Consider the following 16740-nt stretch of genomic DNA (forward strand, 5'->3'; position numbering starts at 1 on the left):
TAACATGATAGAAAATATAATAAATAGGAGAATATAGTTATGAAAAAAAGCAAACTTATTAAAAATTCTGTAATATATACTATTGGAGATTTATTGCCAAAAGTAATTTCAGTTTTTATGATTCCAATATATACAAATCCGGCTATCTTAAGTATTAGCCAAAAGGGAATAGTAGATCTTATAATGCCTGTTGGATCTATATTTACTACTTTCTATTTATTGGGATTAGATGCAGCACTAAGTAGATTTTATTATAGTGATAAAGATGAAGAAAAGAGAAAAGTACTTATTAGTACTTTATGGATATTTTTATTTGCATATACTTTGATATTAAGTGTTTGTTTAATTATATTTGGAAGAGGATTAAGTAAGTTAGTATTTAAGAATGTACCCTTTGACCCATTCTTTAAATTAATGATTGTAAATTGTTTTTTTTCTACTTTTTCTGTAATGCCATTAACTCTTTTTAGAATGAAAGAACAAGCATTTAAATTTGGTATTTGCAACATATTAACCACAGTTTTAAATGTAAGCTTTTTTATTTATTTTGTAGTTTTTTTAAAACAAGGAGCAACAGGAAATATAAAGGGATATATTCTGTGTAATTTTGTATTTGCAATATTATATTTGGTATTAACATTTAAGGATTTAAAATGTAAATTTTCCGTTCCTATTTTAAAAGAAAGCTTAAAGTATGGTATTCCCCTTATTCCACATGCTATTGGCGGATGGGTTCTTAATGTTTCGGATAGGTGGTTTATTGATAGATACAGAGACCTTAAACAGGTAGCTATTTATGGATTAGCATATCAAATAGGTTCATTATTAGATTTTTTAGTTGGAGCCTTAAATAAGGCTTATGTTCCATTTTTCTTTAAAACCATAGATGAGAATGAAAATGCTAAAACGATATTCGAGGATATATTAAAATATTATTCAGTACTGATTCTTTCATTAGGATTAGGCATTGCTATGTTTTCCAAAGAAGTAATTATACTATTGGCTCGCGGTAAGGTTTACATGGTAGCATATAAGATAATACCTATAATTATATTAGTTTCAGTTGTTCATGGATACTATTTTATGAGTGTAAATAGTATATTTTATGCTAAAAAGACTAAATTTTTAGCAACAGTAACGGCTATATCAGCAGTTATTAATATAGTACTTAACTTTATATTTGTTCCTAAGTATGGGATGTATGCAGCAGCATATACAACGCTAGTAGCATACTTATTTTCTTCTATAGCCACATATATTGTTGCACAAAAATGCTATTATATAAAATGGCATTGGAAGGTTATTATTATGAATATGGCAATATGTTTGGGTACTTATCTTATAAGTATGATAGGGTTTGGTAATGTATTTATCAATATAATTTATAAAACAGTTATATATGTAGGATATATTTCAGTGCTATTTATGTTTAAGATACTTTCTTTTGATAAGTTTTTATATTATAAAAGCAAGATTTTAAAAAGATAAAGAGTGGATTTTTTCTTTTTTATTCTCTCTTCACTTTAGCTTTGTCTATTAACTTTTTAAAAATTTTAAGCATAACGGGATGATCTTTTGCCATCATCTCTGGATGCCATTGAACGCCTAATATAAATCCGCCTCCTTCTTTTTCAATTGCTTCTATAACACCATCCTTTGAAATAGCGGATATTTTATAGCCAGGTGCTACTTCTTTAATAGCTAGGTGATGAAAACTATTAGTCATAACTGTATCACCAAGTATTTCATGTAATTTTGTGCCTTCTAATATTTGCACAGTATGTGTGGCCACACTTGGTAATGAGCCTTGATTATGTTTTATAAAGCACCCATCAATATAAGATAAATCTTGATGTAAACTTCCGCCACCGGCTACGTTCAAAATTTGTTCGCCTCTACATATACCTAAAATAGGCTTGTTCATTTCCAGGGCAATTTTAACTAGCTTTATATCAAAAGTATCTCTTTTAGGAAGAATTCCACCTAAATTTTGGATGGGTTCTTCCCCATAAAGCAAGGGATTTACATCATGACCACCAGAAAGTATTAATGCATCAATGACCTCAATTTGGCTTATTAATACGTTTTCATCATATACCATGGGAATAATAAATGGAGTTCCACCAGCATTAGCTACTGACTGAACATAATCGTCATTAACATATGATCTCTCATAGCCAGGAAAATTTCCGCCTTGATCTATTATCAGACTACCTGAAATTCCTATTATTGGTTTTTTACTCATAATGTTGCCTCCTAGAAAATATAGTTTATTGTTATGTTTTAATGGGGTTTCATCCTCCAAAGATGCTTAAAGACGGGGATGTAGCGGAATGCTATGTGAAAAATATAGGGACTATTGCAATTACAGTTTCTACGTCTAAAAATCAAGCAAAATGATAAAAGGTATTTAATATATAATAGGGACTGAATCAGTCCCTATTATATATTAATGGTAGTTATTTTTCGTATTTTGAAATTAATTGGATATTATACATTTCTATATCGGTTAATTCTCCATCAGAGCCTTGAAAGCTAGGATTTGGTTTATACCAAGATTTTTTTCCGAAATAACTCTTAAATTGTTCAGCTTTAAATACAAACCCATGTCTAGCAAAGATTTCATTTCTAGCTAAAGGTAAGTTTTCTTTCATTAATTTAGAAACATCGGATTCTATTAGCTTTTCACTTGCACTTTTAGGAAAGATATAATAATCTGGGGAATTGAGGTTACTTATATCAGTTTTATCTACAGATGCAGGAACAGCTGGTTTTATAGTAGTATCTTTTTTAGGGGTAGTTTCAGTAGGTGTAGCTTTATTTTTTGTGGGTGCCTTCTCCAATTTTTTAGAACTATCAGAGAAAAATTTTGAAAACGAAATGTAATAGCTGCCAAAACCTACAGATAAAAGGAGTATTAAAATTCCAAGTATAATAAAACCTTTGGGCTTAGTGTGTTTAGTATTACTTTTTTTTGAATTAGTTTGTTTAGTATTAATTTCTTTTGAAGTAGTATTTAAATCTAAAGTCGATTTTTTTTCAGCAGGTACTAAATTATTAAATATATTTTTACTTCCACATTTTCTGCAAAAACTAGTGCCATCTTCTAATTCATAACCACATTTAGAACAATACATAAATTATCGTCTCCTTACTAAGCTGTATATAACTAGTATACTAAAACAAAGGTAGGTTTTAAAGGTTATAATACAGAAAAATTATCAATTCATAATAAGTTTATATTGTAAACCAAGTAAGGTTCATTGGAGTGGCGTGAGTGTTGGTTAGAAATAGGAGGAAATTGAAATATAGGGAATATTGTATAAATTCAATCTATTTGCAATGATTTTGTAATAAACAATTGAAAATATGCGATATAAGTGGTAATATATAGTAATAAAGTGTTCTGTTATTATGAAAATTATTACTATAATAAAAAAAATAAAATATAGGGTTAGTGAGGTGAACATGATTAAAAGTAAAAGGAAATATTACTTTATCGCTATATTATTTGCAGCGTTTTTCATTATAGGTACCTGTGAAACATATGCTAATTCTGAGAACACTAAGAGTATAAGTGTTGTAATGGATGATAATTATCCACCTTATTGTTTTCGAGATAGTTACGGAAATTTGCAAGGCATAACTATTGACCAATGGAAACTTTTCCAGGTCAAAACAGGAATAAAACCTGTAATCACTGGTATGGAATGGAGTAAAGCATACGCAGCTATGAAAAATAGTGAATTTGATGTAATTGACACAATTTCTTATAATGTGGAAAGAGAAAAAATATTTGATTATACGGAGCCTTATGCAGTAATTGATGTTCCAATTTTTTCTCAAAAGAATATTTCGGGAATTACTAATGTAGAGTCTTTAAAAGGCTTTACTGTAGGAGCAAAAAAAGGTGATAATAGTATCGACATTCTTAAGAAAAATGGAATTACAAACATAATAGAATATAATAGTTCAGAGGATATTGTTAAAGCTGCTAAGGAACAAAAACTTGTAATATTTGTTTTAGGTAAATCTCCAGGACTTTATTATTTATATAAAATGCAAATCCAGGATAATTTTAATTATTCAAAGTCATTATATACAAGCAAATTTTATAGGGCAGTAAAAAAAGGGGATACAAATATCCTAGGGGTTATAAATGAAGGATTTTCTAAGATATCAAAAGCTGAATATGAGTCAATTGATAAAAAATGGTTTGGGAAAACCAAGCGGAACTTTTATAAGAGTAAGTTTTTTAAGAGTAAGTTTTTTAAGTTTAGTGTATTTGGAATAATAGGCATTACTTTATTTGTATTGCTACTTATTGTTTGGAATAGGTCATTACATAGCAAGGTTAAACAGAAGACAAAAGAATTATATGATTCCATTGAAGAACTACAAAATAGTGAGTCAAGAAGCAGAGCACTTTTAGAAGCCATTCCAGATATGTTTATTTTGGTTAATAAGTATGGCAAAATCATCGATTATCATTCAATGGAAGAGAAAATCAAATGTTTTAATAAGGAAAATTATATAAATAAAAATGTTTATGATATATTGCCTATTGAGATATCTAAACAAATTACATTTTTAATTAATCAGGACTGTATAATAGAAAAAGTTCAGACAATTGAATATTGTTTAAATATAGAAGATGGTAGGAGAGATTTTGAAGCTCGATTGGTAGCGAGTGGAAAAAATACTGTGTTAGGTATTATTAGGGATATAACAAAGCGAAAACAAATGGAACAAAAGTTAGAATCTTTAGGGTACCAAGATCAATTAACAGGATTATATAACAGAAGGTTTTTTGAAGAACAGGTAGCACTATTAGATTTGGAAGAGAACTTACCTTTAACTATTGTTATGGCGGATGTAAATGGCTTAAAGCTTGTCAATGATTCATTTGGACATGCTGTCGGAGATGATTTGCTTAAGGTGGTTGCTAAAGTTATTTTAAAGGGGTGCAGAGCTTTTGACATTGTTGCTAGACTTGGAGGAGATGAGTTTGTCATTCTGCTATGTAAAACAGATATTTATGAAACTGAGCAAATCATTAAGAATATACAGATAATCGCCCAAGAGGAAAAAGTAGGGTCTGTTGATATATCGATTTCTTTTGGATATGAAACAAAGAATAGTATAAGTGAAAAAACTCAAGAAATTTTCAAAAAAGCTGAAGACCATATGTATAAAAGAAAGATATTTGAAGGCCCTAGTATGCGGGGGAGAACAATAAACACTATTATTAAGACCCTTCATGAAAAAAATAAAAGGGAGGAGCAACATTCCCATAGAGTTTCCTCATTATGTGAAAGTATGGGTAGAGCTATTGGGCTAAATGAAGTAGGAATTCATGAACTCAAAACCGTTGGCTTGCTTCATGACATAGGGAAAATAGCTATAGATGAAAATATACTTAATAAGCCTGGTAAGCTTGATGAGAGTGAAAGAGATGAAATTGAGCGTCACCCTGAAATAGGATATAGAATACTTAGCACAGTGAACGATATGTCTGAAATGGCTGAATATATATTAGCTCATCATGAAAAGTGGGATGGTAGTGGATATCCTAAAGGTCTAAAGGGTGAAGAAATACCACTTCAATCAAGAATAATAGCTATAGCGGATTCTTATGATGCAATGACTAGTGAAAGAAGTTACCGAAGTGCCTTATCGGAAGAAATTGCAATTGCTGAATTACAAAAATATGCAGGTATTCAATTTGATGAAGAACTTATAGTGGTGTTTATAGAAAAAGTGTTAGGCAAGTCCACTGATTAGTTTAGAGACATTTCAACAGCATAGGTGATGATTTAATTTAAAGTCTGTTTTTTAGCAGGCTTTTTTTATTATATAGAAAAGATTGTAAAATATATTGACTTTGTACTAAAGTAGTGCTAAGGTTATAGTATCAAAGTAGTACAAAGAAGATTAACTGTACATATTCATAAAAATAATAAATAAGAAAGGGAAATGATTATGAGGAGTATGGATATAAAAAATAAAGATGGATTAACTGAAAAAGAGTTTTTAGATAGTTATATACCAGGCAATTATAAAAGTCCAGCGAACACTGTGGATATGTTGCTTTTTACGGTAGATGATGTACCTATAAAAGGGAAAGACCCAGATAAAGCACTTAAATTGCTTTTAATAAAAAGAGCAGACCATCCATACATGGGATGCTATGCTATTCCAGGAGGGTTTGTACATATTGATGAGGCCTTAAGCACTGCTTGCTTTAGAGAATTGAAAGAAGAAACTAATGTTGACAGCGTATATTTTGAACAGTTAAAAACTTTCGGTGATTTAGTAGAGCGAGATCCAAGAATGCGAGTTATTTCAATAGCTTATTTGGCCTTAGCTGATAAAAGTAATATTAAGCCAGTAGCTGGAGACGACGCTTCTTATGCACAATGGTTTACGGTAAGCAAAGATTTTATTACATCTAATAATTCAGGAATAGAGAGAGTTGATACCTATAATCTAACTTTTGTTTCTGATGATGGTGAGGTCAAGATAGGGTATCTTGTCACTGAGAGATTTATTAAAAATGGTATTATTTCAATTAAAGTACCTTCTTATGAGCTTTTAGGATGGAGTAAAGAGGAGCTTGCCTTTGATCATATTGATTTGGTATATTGCGGCATTGAAAGATTAAAAAATAAAATAGAGTATACACCAATAGCATTTACTCTTTTACCTAAATATTTTACCTTAAGAGAAATTCAAAAGGTTTATGAAGCAATATTAAATGTAGAAAAACCATTTTCAAGAGCTAATTTTAGAAGAAAAATTAAAAAAATGGTAATAAAGACTGAAAAAGAAAAATTAACCTCAGGAAGACCTGCAATTTGCTATAGGTTTAATGAAAGCTGGGAACATAGCTTTTTTGACGAATAATGGAAAATAAATTATATTAAATTAAATATAAAAATAGGGAGGGTGATTTATATGATGGCTTTAATGATAAATAAAATATTTGATATGGAAAAAGAAATAAGGGGTAAGAACGTTAACTTATCAGACCTTTCAAAAGAAAAAACAGCGCTAATTATAGTAGATATGGTAAATGGATTTGTACACCAAGGTGCATTATCATCACAAAGAGTTACAGAGATAATAAGTAAATTAGTAACTATTAATGAAAGGACACTTGGGTATAAAAAAATATTTTTTTTAGATCAGCATGATGAAAATTCAGTGGAGTTTAAAAATTATGCTAAACATTGTTTAAAAGATAATATAGAATCAGATCTTATTCCAGAGTTAAGAGGTCAGGATGTTACCTGTAATAGCAACACTACAATGATATCTAAAAATAGTACTAATGGTTTTCATGCACCAGAATTTAAAGTATGGCTTGATGCGAACGAGGAGAGCATTGAAAACTATATTATTGTAGGTTGTGAAGTAGATATTTGTGTAAGTCAGTTTGCTACAACACTAAAGACATACTTCAATCAAAAAAACCTATGCAGAAGAATAATAGTTCCTGTGGACTCCGTTGAAACCTTTGATTTTGGAATTCACGATGGAGATTTAATGAAAGTTATTTCACTATGGGAAATGCAATCAAATGGTATAGAAGTAGTAGATAGTATAATTTAAAATTAAGAAGGAGCGATATAAATGAGTAAATTATTAAACAAATTTAATCTTAAAGATGAAAGAAACCTTTCAATGTTAATGGATTTTTATGAACTAACCATGTCAAATGGGTATTTTGTAAATGGGCTTTCAGATACTATTGTGTATTTTGATATGTTTTACAGAAAGAATCCAGATGGAGCAGGTTACTCAATAGTTGCAGGTCTTGAGCAACTTATTGATTTTATAAAGAAGTTGAAATTTACAGAAGATGATATTGATTATTTAAGAAGCAAAGGAATTCTATCAGAGGAATTTTTACAATATTTATTAAGCTTTAAATTTACAGGAGATGTTTATGCAATACCTGAGGGAACACCAGTATTTCCTAATGAAGCACTTGTTACGGTTAAATCAAAGGTAATTGATGCACAACTTATTGAAACAATGCTTTTATTAACAGTTAATCACCAAAGTTTAATTGTTACTAAGGCCAATAGAATTGTTAGGGCTGCAAAAGGTAGACCAGTTTTAGAACTGGGGGCAAGAAGAGCACATGGAGCTGACGGAGCTATAATGGGAGCAAGAGCTTCTTATATAGGGGGCGTAACTGGCACTGCCACTGTAATGGCGGAAACAATGTTTGGAGTTCCTGCAACTGGTACAATGGCTCATTCCTGGATACAATTATTTGGAGATGAATATAAGGCATTTGAGACCTACGCAAAAACTTACCCAGATTCTTGCACATTGCTTGTTGATACTTATAACGTTTTAAATAGTGGTATTCCTAATGCTATTAAAGTTTCCAGGGATGTGCTAGAACCAATTGGAATGAGATTGAAAGCAATTAGGTTAGATAGTGGAGACCTTGCATACCTTTCTAAGAAAGTAAGAATTATGCTTGACGACGCAGGTCTTACAGACTGTAAGATAGTAGCTTCCAACAGTTTAGATGAATATATAATTACGGATTTATTAAATCAAGATGCTAAAATAGATATATTTGGTGTTGGTGAAAGAATGGTTACTGCTAAGTCAGAACCGGTATTTGGTGGAGTTTATAAATTAGTAGCTGTTGAAGAAAACGGAGAAATTTCACCAAGAATTAAATTAAGTGAAAACGAAGAGAAAATTATTAATCCAGGATACAAGATGATTTGGAGATTATATGATAAAAATACACATAAGGCAATTGCTGATGTTATCACATTGGCGGGCGAGGTTATAAATGAAGCAGTATCTTATACTATCTTTGACCCAGTTTCTATTTGGAAGAAGAAAAGAGTCACCAATTTTTATGCTAAAAAGCTTCAAGTTCCAGTTTTCATTAAGGGAGAATGTGTATATGAATTACCAACCATAGAAGAAATAAGAACTTACTGTAAAAACCAAGTAGATAGCATATGGGAGGAAGTTAGGAGATTTTCTAATCCTCATAAATACTATGTGGATTTATCTCAGGAACTTTGGCTGGTTAAACAGGAATTAATTAAAAGGTATAAAAATTCAGAAGATAAAAATGAAGCATAGTAAATAAAATAGTATTTAGGAAGGGAGTCTTGTTATGTTAGGTTTTAGGTTTATTAAGTTTCAGCCAAGCGAATATGTCCTAAAGTATAAAAATGGTAAAGTAGTTAAAGAGGGCACAGGGATATATTTTAACTATTATGGTCCTACTACTTCTATTGTTGTAGTTCCAATAGGAAGTAATGATGAGCCTTTTATGTTTGAAGGATTAACAGTGGATTATCAAACTGTTACAATACAAGGTCAAGTTACTTATAGAATAATTGATCAGAAAAAAGTATGCAATCTTTTGAATTATACTTTGGATACTAGTGGAAAAGGTTATGTTTCAGATGATCCAAAGAAGCTAACACAGAGGGTTATAAATATAGTTAAGGTTTCTACTAAAAAACACCTTGAAAGTTTACAACTTAGAGAAGCTATAAAATCTACGGAAAACATAGCACAAACTGTGATTACTGAAATAAAAGAAATTGAAGAAATAAATTTACTTGGCATTGAGATTTTGGGGCTTTCTATCCTTAATATACAACCCAATAAAGAGACCTCAAGGGCCTTGGAAGCACAAGCTAGAGAGCAAATTTTAAAAATGGCAGATGAAGCAGTATACGAAAGACGCAATGCTTCAATAGAGCAGGAAAGAAAAGTAAAGGAAAATGAGCTTAATACTGAAATAGCTATAGAAAATAAGAAAAGACAAATCAGAGAAACTCAACTTGAATCAGAAAAAGCTATAAAGCAAAAGGAAAACGAACTTAAGGATGAAAATATGAACTTTGAGATTTCCCTTGAAGGAAAAAGAAAAGAGCTAATTGAGAAAGCAGTGGAGAATTCTAAAGTAGAGGCAGATGAAAAGGCTTATGAGTTATCCTCCATAATGAGGGCTTTTGACAATATAAACCCAAATGTAATTCAAACACTAGCAAGTATGGGTATGAAGCCTAATAAGCTAATCGCAATTGCTTTCCAAGAGATGGCAGCAAATGCAAGCAAAATTGGTCAATTAAATATTACACCTGATTTGCTTTCAGATATTATAAAAGGATCAAAATAATCATGAATAGGTTAACCGAAAATAAAATTATAATTATAAAGAGAAGAACAAGGCTTGAGGAACTTATTGTACGGTACAATACTGTGGCGCAAGCTAAGTTTTATATCGAACATCTAGGAGCAGATTTTTCAGATTATATTTTAGAGGATGAAAACTATAAAAGAGTGGTAAAGCAGGCCTTTGAAACTCTTAGTAGCATTGGACGGGTACAACTTGTGGATAGAGAATATGTGCCCAATTTTATCTTTGGAAGGGAAGATGTGGTAATAGTTATTGGACAAGATGGCCTTGTGGCAAATACACTTAAGTATCTTGAAAATCAGTCATTAATTGGTGTAAATCCTGATCCTAAAAGATGGGAAGGTGTATTATTGCCTTTTCAGGTATCAGATTTAAAGCTTGTGATGCTTGATGTATTTAATAAAAAAAGAAGTATAAAAGAAGTAACTATGGCTAAAGCTTCATTAAATGATGGGCAGGTTATATATGGAGTGAATGATTTGTTTATTGGACAAAAAACTCATTCATCTGCAAGGTACCAGCTTCAGCAAGGCAGTAATAAAGAACAACAGTCTTCTAGCGGCATAATAATTTCTACAGGTCTAGGATCAACTGGGTGGTTAAAAAGTGTTCTTTCAGGTGCTTACAGTATAGTAAATAGTGTGTCCCAGAATAAAATTAATAACACAAGGTCAGAAAGAATAGATTGGAGCGAAGAACATTTGTATTATTCCGTAAGAGAGCCTTTCCCTAGCAGGAACTCTGAGGCAAATCTTGTCTTCGGTAAAATATCAAAATATGTACCTCTTAAAATTCTTTCTTCAATGCCAGAAAATGGAGTAATTTTTAGTGATGGTGTTGAAAATGATTTTTTAGAGTTTAATTCGGGAATACAAGCTACTGTTACTGTGGCTGAGAAGAAGGGACACTTAGTTATTTAGTTGAGGTATATAATTAAATTGATTATTGACTTGGTATAAATCAGAGTGTATTATTTTTGTAGTACAATTTATGGGTTTGGAGTTGAATTAATTGAAAATAGAATTTGATGAGTTTACACCTATTTTCTTTCAGGTTATTAGTTTTATTAAAATTCAGATCATTACTGGAGTTATGAAATCTGGTACGAAAATACCTTCTGTAAGAGAGCTTGCAAAGAAGTTTGAGATTAACCCTAACACAGTTCAAAAATCTTATCAGGAGCTTGAGAGGGTAGGACTTCTAAGAAGTGAAAGAGGCTCGGGTAATTATATCACAGAGGATTTGAATATCATTACTAAGGCTAAGAATGAAATGGCTAATGAGGCTGCCACTAATTATATTGAAAAAATGAACAGTTATGGATATAGCCCTGAAGAAATAATAGATATAATTAATAAGTATCTTGGGGGGTGTGAGTAATGGGAGAAATATTGAGTGTTAATGGACTATCAAAAAAACATTTTAATAAAAAGATTCTTGATAATGTTGAGTTCAATTTAGGAATAGGGCGTATAATGGGGATTTTTGGCCCTAATTCTAGTGGCAAATCAACCTTGCTTAAAATTATTGCTGGAATAACAAGCTATAATTCAGGTGAAGTACTGATTGGTGGAAAAGCAGTAGGATTTGATACAAAATCCTATGTTGCGTATCTTCCTGAAATAGGGTGTTTTGAAAAATGGATGAGTATAAAGGATTGTATAAGGCTATATTCATCATTTTATAAGGATTTTGATAGGGAAAAGGCTGAAAAAATGGTGAGTACTTATGGAATGACTACTAAGGACAGAATATCATCCCTTTCTAAGGGAAAGCAGGAGATTTTGAATGTTATTATTACATTTTCTCGAGATGCAAAGCTTTATTTACTGGATGAACCTTTAGCATCCATTGACCCAATGGCCAGGGAAAAGATCATAGAAATGTTTTTGGATAATTTTCATGAGGAGTGTTCTATAATTATGGTAACTCACCTCATAAAAGATGTTGGTAAAATATTTGATGATATTATTTTCATGGACAAAGGTAGTATAAAATTATTGGGAAATGTGGAAGAGTTAAAAATGAATACAGGGAAATCAGTTGAAGAAGCTTTTAAGGAGATGTTCGTAAATGCGTACATTAGTTAAATATCAGATTTCAAAAAGAATTAAATTTTCTGTGGGAATTATTATAGGACTAATTTTAATTAATACATTTTTTACTGGAATAATTGAGATAGGTACAAATAATAGTAAGAATCCATATGAAGGATATGATATTGCATTTGGAATTTCACTGGCGGTTATAATTCTATTACATATTATATCTATGAAAAATGAATTTTATAATGATAGAGGTAAACTGCTGTTTTCTTTTCCAGTAAGGGGATATTCTATAGTATTATCAAGGCTTGTAATATTACTGATAGATGTGGTTTTAGCTGCGTTTCTAAATTTATTTGTAAGCTTTTTAGTAAGGCTTGTAGTTATACAGAATTTTAAAGTTCCTATAAAATTCTTAAAGGAAACATTAGGCGTTATTTCTAGTAGTTCAATATTAGTTATTGCTATTATAGTAATGATGTTTTTATTTGTGTACTTTGCCATTGCTTTAAGCGAAACATTATTTTATCAAAATGGTATAGCAGGATTAATATCTACTATTGTGATGTTTGTGCTTTATGGATTCGTAGTTACTTCTATTTCCTATTTATTAAATTTGTTTATTACTTTAAAATTGCCAACGGGAATCCCAAATCAAGGGGAAGTTATGTTTATTATACCTGTAGTTGAAAATTCATATTATAATATTACAAATATATTTCTGGTAATTGTTTTTATGATTGCTAGCTTCATTGGTTGTTCAAAAATTATAGATAAACATTTAAATTTATAATTAAGCATATTTATAAAAATGTTCATATTAACAGTGAAAAAAAACACATTAAGATTTTACTTAATGTGTTTTTTACGTATAAAGAAATAAAGAGGAAAAGGTTACTATATTTGTAAAAGAACTCTTGACTAATAAAAAAACAAAGTGTATTGTTGTAATAGTACAAAGTGTATTAATGATACGATACAATGTCTGATTTAAAGCTGAAACAATTGAAATTAGAAATTGATGAGCCAATTTGGGAGGGGTGTAATATGGAACTTAAAATTAAAAATTTATCAAAAAAGTATAATAATAATGTTTGGGCTTTAAAGGATTTAAATCTTGAATTGAAATCAGGGGTTTGTGGACTACTTGGTCCTAATGGAGCAGGAAAATCAACTATGATGAGGATAATTTCCACTATTACAAAAGCAACAGAGGGTGAAATATTATGGAATGGTAAAGATATTGGGAAAGAACCTAATGCAATAAGGAAAGTTCTTGGATATCTACCTCAAGATTTTGGTGTATATCCGAATCTTAATGCAGTGGAGTTTCTAGAGTATATGGCAGGTATAAAAGGAATCAATGGAAGGGATACAAAAAAAAGAATCGAGGAGCTGCTTGATCTTGTAAACCTAAGAGATGCTAAAAAGAGGGCTCTATCAGGTTATTCAGGAGGTATGAAACAGAGAGTTGGAATTGCACAGGCACTTTTAAATGATCCTGAAATTCTTATAGTAGATGAACCAACCGTAGGGCTCGATCCTGAGGAAAGAGTAAGATTTAGAAATCTTATAAGTGATCTTTCCATTAATAGAATAGTAATATTTTCCACGCACATAGTATCCGATATAGAAGCCACAGCTGCCAGCATTGCAATAATCTCCAAGGGACAGCTACTAACTCATTCAACACCAGAGGGGCTTTTAAATGAAGTGGAAGGAAAGGTATGGGAGTGGGTGGTTCCTGAAAATGAACTGGAAATAGTAAGAAATAATTGGATTATCAGCGGTACAATAAGAAGAAATGATGGAGTGCATATTAGAGTTGTATCACCTAAAGCCCCTAAAGAGGGCCTTCTTAGTATTGCTCCAAACCTTGAAGACGCTTACTTATACTTTATATCAAATAATAAAGGAGAGATAAGGTAATGAAAAAACTTATTGTCCTATATAGTATATGTAAAGCAGATTTTTTAGAACGTACAAGAAGATATAGCTTCCTTATAACTATGTTTATAACAGTGTATGTGGCATTTTATGTGATACCTACACCTGATAAGTATGGAAAGACTTTAACCTTACACCTAGGAGTTTATAGAGGTATTTACAATTCAGCATGGATTGGGATTTGTGAAACCCTTGTTGCAGTGACATTTCTTTCGCTTTTTGGCTTTTATATTGTTAAGGGCACTATTGAAAGAGATAAGGCTACAGGAGTTGGGCAAATTATTGCAACTACGCCTATAAGTAAATTTGATTATATGTTTGGGAAATTTTTAAGTAATTTTATATTTCTTTCATTTATGGCCTTTATTATAGGTATAGTGGCACTCATAATGCAATTTATTCGTGCTGAAGATATGAAAATTAACTTATGGAATTTATATTCACCATTTCTTATGATTGTGCTTCCTATGATGGCACTAGTGGCTGCACTGGCACTTTTATTTGAAAATATTAAGTTTCTTAGAGGAGGTTTTGGGAATATAGTATACTTCTTTCTGTGGACTGGCTTTATTGTAACTTCAATTGCTGTCAAGGGGAAAAGCAATGTTTTTATTGGAGCTTTTAGTGATATATGTGGAGTAAATATAGCTGGAAGTAGTTTTAAGAAAGCACTTAGTGGGTTTTCAGATTATAATGGTGATTTAGTTATAGGAACGTCTCCAGAGCTTGCAAATAAAGCGTTAAAGGTTTTTCATTATAATGGTATTAACTGGACTAGTGAATATATCATAGAAAAGATCATCTTAATTCTTTTCGCAGTAATATTAGTTTTTGTGGCTTCTTTATTATTCAAAAGATTTGATTCATATGTAGAGAAGGTTACTAAAATTAAAAAAGCATCAAGGACTGAAAAGGAGAAAGGGTATGATAAAAAATCATTTATCGCTATACCAGCATCAAAACTCACAAGACCAAATCATAAATATAGCTTTATTAATGTGCTGAAAAATGAGCTTAAGCTTATGTTAAAGGGTATAAAATGGTGGGGGTATATAGTAGTTTTAGGAGTGATTATTGCATCAGTAGCAAGTAGAGGAAATGATGCAAATAAAATAATTTTATCAATCTCAATGATATTGCCAATATTAATCTGGTCTAAAATGGGGACCATGGAAAATAGATTTGGCACAAATCAATTAGTATTTACCTGTGAGAATATTATAAAAGCTCAGTTCTTAGCGGTATATTTATCAGGGGTAGTTGTAGCAGTCTTGATAAATTCAGGCTTTTTTATTAAATTTGTAGTCACTGGAAATTTTTCAGGAGTATTATGCTTAATATCTGCTTGTGTATTTGTACCAGCTATGGCCTTTGCACTTGGTAGTGTAACAGGTGGAAGTAAGATTTTTGAGGTGATATATCTTTTAATGTGGTATATGGAACCTTTAAATGATATGCCATATCTTGATTATATAGGTGTTACTAAATATGCTGTTAACCTTGGAATTCCATATGTTTATGGGGCAGTAGGAATTTTACTACTTGGAGTTGCTTTAATTGCTAGGAAAAGAAGGATGGTAATATAAATAGCCTATGCCGGTTTTGTGGACATATTTTCTCAAGATGGAAAATCAATATATTACTCACTAAATATAAAAGAAATAGAGCAGTCATTTAAAATGATTTTGAATTATATAAAAGAGGGGGAGGTTTAAATGATACGAGATATTGAGGAGATGTCACTTAATGCATTTCCTGCATTACAAAATATGGTATATGATGGATGGGTGTTAAGATTTGCAGATGGTTATGCAAGGAGGGCAAATTCAATTAATCCATTGTATTTTTCAAATGAAAACATAAATCAAAAGATAAAAAACTGTGAGGAAATTTACAATTCAAGAAATTTAGATGTAATTTATAAAATAACACCTAATGTTTATCCAAGCAACCTAGATTCAATATTGGAGGATTTACATTATAAAATAGATGCTGCTACTAGTTTGCAGGTATTAGAATTAGATAATATATCTGAGCCTTCAAATGAAAATATAATATGCAATAATGATATTAATGAGGCGTGGCTAAATTATTTCTGTGAAATGGACAATATTTCAGATAAGAACAAAGTTATATTGAAAAGCATGCTTAAAAATATTATACCCCAAAAATATTTTATTTTATTGCAGGTAGAGGGTAAGATTATTGGCTGTGGATTAGGTGTATTGGATAAGGGATTTATTGGAATATATGATATTGTTGTGGATAAAGATTATAGGAACAAAGGATATGGTAGGGAGCTTGTGTTAAATTTATTAAAGCTAGGAAAGAAAGATGGGGCAAAAAAAGCTTATCTTCAAGTTATGCTAAATAATCCGCCAGCTCTAAAGGTGTATTCAAATATAGGGTTTAAAGAAGTATATAAGTATTGGTATAGGGTTAAATCTGCGTAAAACCCAAGAAGTTTTTATTTTTCTGTAACTATTTTTTACTTCTATGTAACTATTTAATGTCAAATAAGGTTTAGAATAGAAACATAGACAGGAAAAA

15 protein-coding genes are annotated in these 16740 nt (G+C 30.8%); 13 read left to right on the forward strand and 2 right to left on the reverse strand.

Going from position 1 to position 16740, the window contains the following annotated elements:
* Positions 1 to 39 precede the first annotated feature (39 nt).
* Positions 40 to 1488, forward strand: a complete 1449-nt coding sequence (locus tag ACREV6_RS09645) for a lipopolysaccharide biosynthesis protein (RefSeq protein ID WP_431577802.1) — start codon at positions 40 to 42, stop codon at positions 1486 to 1488.
* Between the two features lie 19 nt (positions 1489 to 1507).
* Here ACREV6_RS09645 and ACREV6_RS09650 read toward each other — a convergent pair whose 3' ends face one another.
* Positions 1508 to 2245, reverse strand: a complete 738-nt coding sequence (locus tag ACREV6_RS09650; protein ID WP_431577803.1) for a gamma-glutamyl-gamma-aminobutyrate hydrolase family protein — start codon at positions 2243 to 2245, stop codon at positions 1508 to 1510.
* 214 nt (positions 2246 to 2459) lie between these two features.
* A complete protein-coding gene (locus tag ACREV6_RS09655; RefSeq protein ID WP_431577804.1) occupies positions 2460 to 3137 on the reverse strand; it encodes a YARHG domain-containing protein in 678 nt (225 codons plus the stop codon).
* Between the two features lie 331 nt (positions 3138 to 3468).
* Here ACREV6_RS09655 and ACREV6_RS09660 point away from each other — a divergent pair, with 331 nt between their 5' ends.
* From ACREV6_RS09660 to ACREV6_RS09715, 12 genes are all read left to right on the forward strand, one after another.
* Entirely contained in the window at positions 3469 to 5784 is a 2316-nt protein-coding gene (locus ACREV6_RS09660) for an HD domain-containing phosphohydrolase (protein ID WP_431577805.1), read from the forward strand.
* A 207-nt stretch (positions 5785 to 5991) separates the two neighbouring features.
* Positions 5992 to 6906, forward strand: coding sequence for an NUDIX hydrolase (locus tag ACREV6_RS09665; protein WP_431577806.1), 915 nt, complete (start codon positions 5992 to 5994; stop codon positions 6904 to 6906).
* Positions 6907 to 6957: 51 nt separating this feature from the next.
* On the forward strand, positions 6958 to 7614 hold the full coding sequence (locus ACREV6_RS09670; RefSeq protein WP_431577807.1) for a cysteine hydrolase family protein: 657 nt from the start codon (positions 6958 to 6960) through the stop codon (positions 7612 to 7614).
* A 21-nt stretch (positions 7615 to 7635) separates the two neighbouring features.
* Entirely contained in the window at positions 7636 to 9126 is a 1491-nt protein-coding gene (locus tag ACREV6_RS09675) for a nicotinate phosphoribosyltransferase (RefSeq protein ID WP_431577808.1), read from the forward strand.
* Positions 9127 to 9160: 34 nt separating this feature from the next.
* On the forward strand, positions 9161 to 10177 hold the full coding sequence (locus ACREV6_RS09680; RefSeq protein ID WP_431577809.1) for an SPFH domain-containing protein: 1017 nt from the start codon (positions 9161 to 9163) through the stop codon (positions 10175 to 10177).
* A gap of 2 nt (positions 10178 to 10179) precedes the next feature.
* A complete protein-coding gene (locus ACREV6_RS09685) occupies positions 10180 to 11118 on the forward strand; it encodes a diacylglycerol kinase catalytic domain-containing protein (protein WP_431577810.1) in 939 nt (312 codons plus the stop codon).
* 91 nt (positions 11119 to 11209) lie between these two features.
* Complete coding sequence (locus ACREV6_RS09690; protein WP_431577811.1) at positions 11210 to 11578, forward strand: GntR family transcriptional regulator; 369 nt, start codon at positions 11210 to 11212, stop codon at positions 11576 to 11578.
* Positions 11578 to 12288, forward strand: coding sequence for an ATP-binding cassette domain-containing protein (locus ACREV6_RS09695; RefSeq protein ID WP_431577812.1), 711 nt, complete (start codon positions 11578 to 11580; stop codon positions 12286 to 12288). Before ACREV6_RS09690 ends, ACREV6_RS09695 begins: the two co-directional genes overlap by 1 nt.
* On the forward strand, positions 12272 to 13036 hold the full coding sequence (locus tag ACREV6_RS09700; RefSeq protein ID WP_431577813.1) for a hypothetical protein: 765 nt from the start codon (positions 12272 to 12274) through the stop codon (positions 13034 to 13036). The genes ACREV6_RS09695 and ACREV6_RS09700 overlap by 17 nt, the downstream gene beginning before the upstream one ends.
* A 254-nt stretch (positions 13037 to 13290) precedes the next feature.
* On the forward strand, positions 13291 to 14172 hold the full coding sequence (locus tag ACREV6_RS09705) for an ABC transporter ATP-binding protein (protein WP_431577814.1): 882 nt from the start codon (positions 13291 to 13293) through the stop codon (positions 14170 to 14172).
* Entirely contained in the window at positions 14172 to 15776 is a 1605-nt protein-coding gene (locus ACREV6_RS09710) for an ABC transporter permease (RefSeq protein ID WP_431577815.1), read from the forward strand. Before ACREV6_RS09705 ends, ACREV6_RS09710 begins: the two co-directional genes overlap by 1 nt.
* A 129-nt stretch (positions 15777 to 15905) precedes the next feature.
* Positions 15906 to 16643, forward strand: a complete 738-nt coding sequence (locus ACREV6_RS09715; RefSeq protein ID WP_431577816.1) for a GNAT family N-acetyltransferase — start codon at positions 15906 to 15908, stop codon at positions 16641 to 16643.
* The last annotated feature ends 97 nt before the right edge of the window (positions 16644 to 16740 follow it).

Origin of the sequence: Clostridium sp. (assembly GCF_050717515.1) — a bacterium.
In the GTDB taxonomy this organism is placed as follows: domain Bacteria; phylum Bacillota; class Clostridia; order Clostridiales; family Clostridiaceae; genus Clostridium_AD.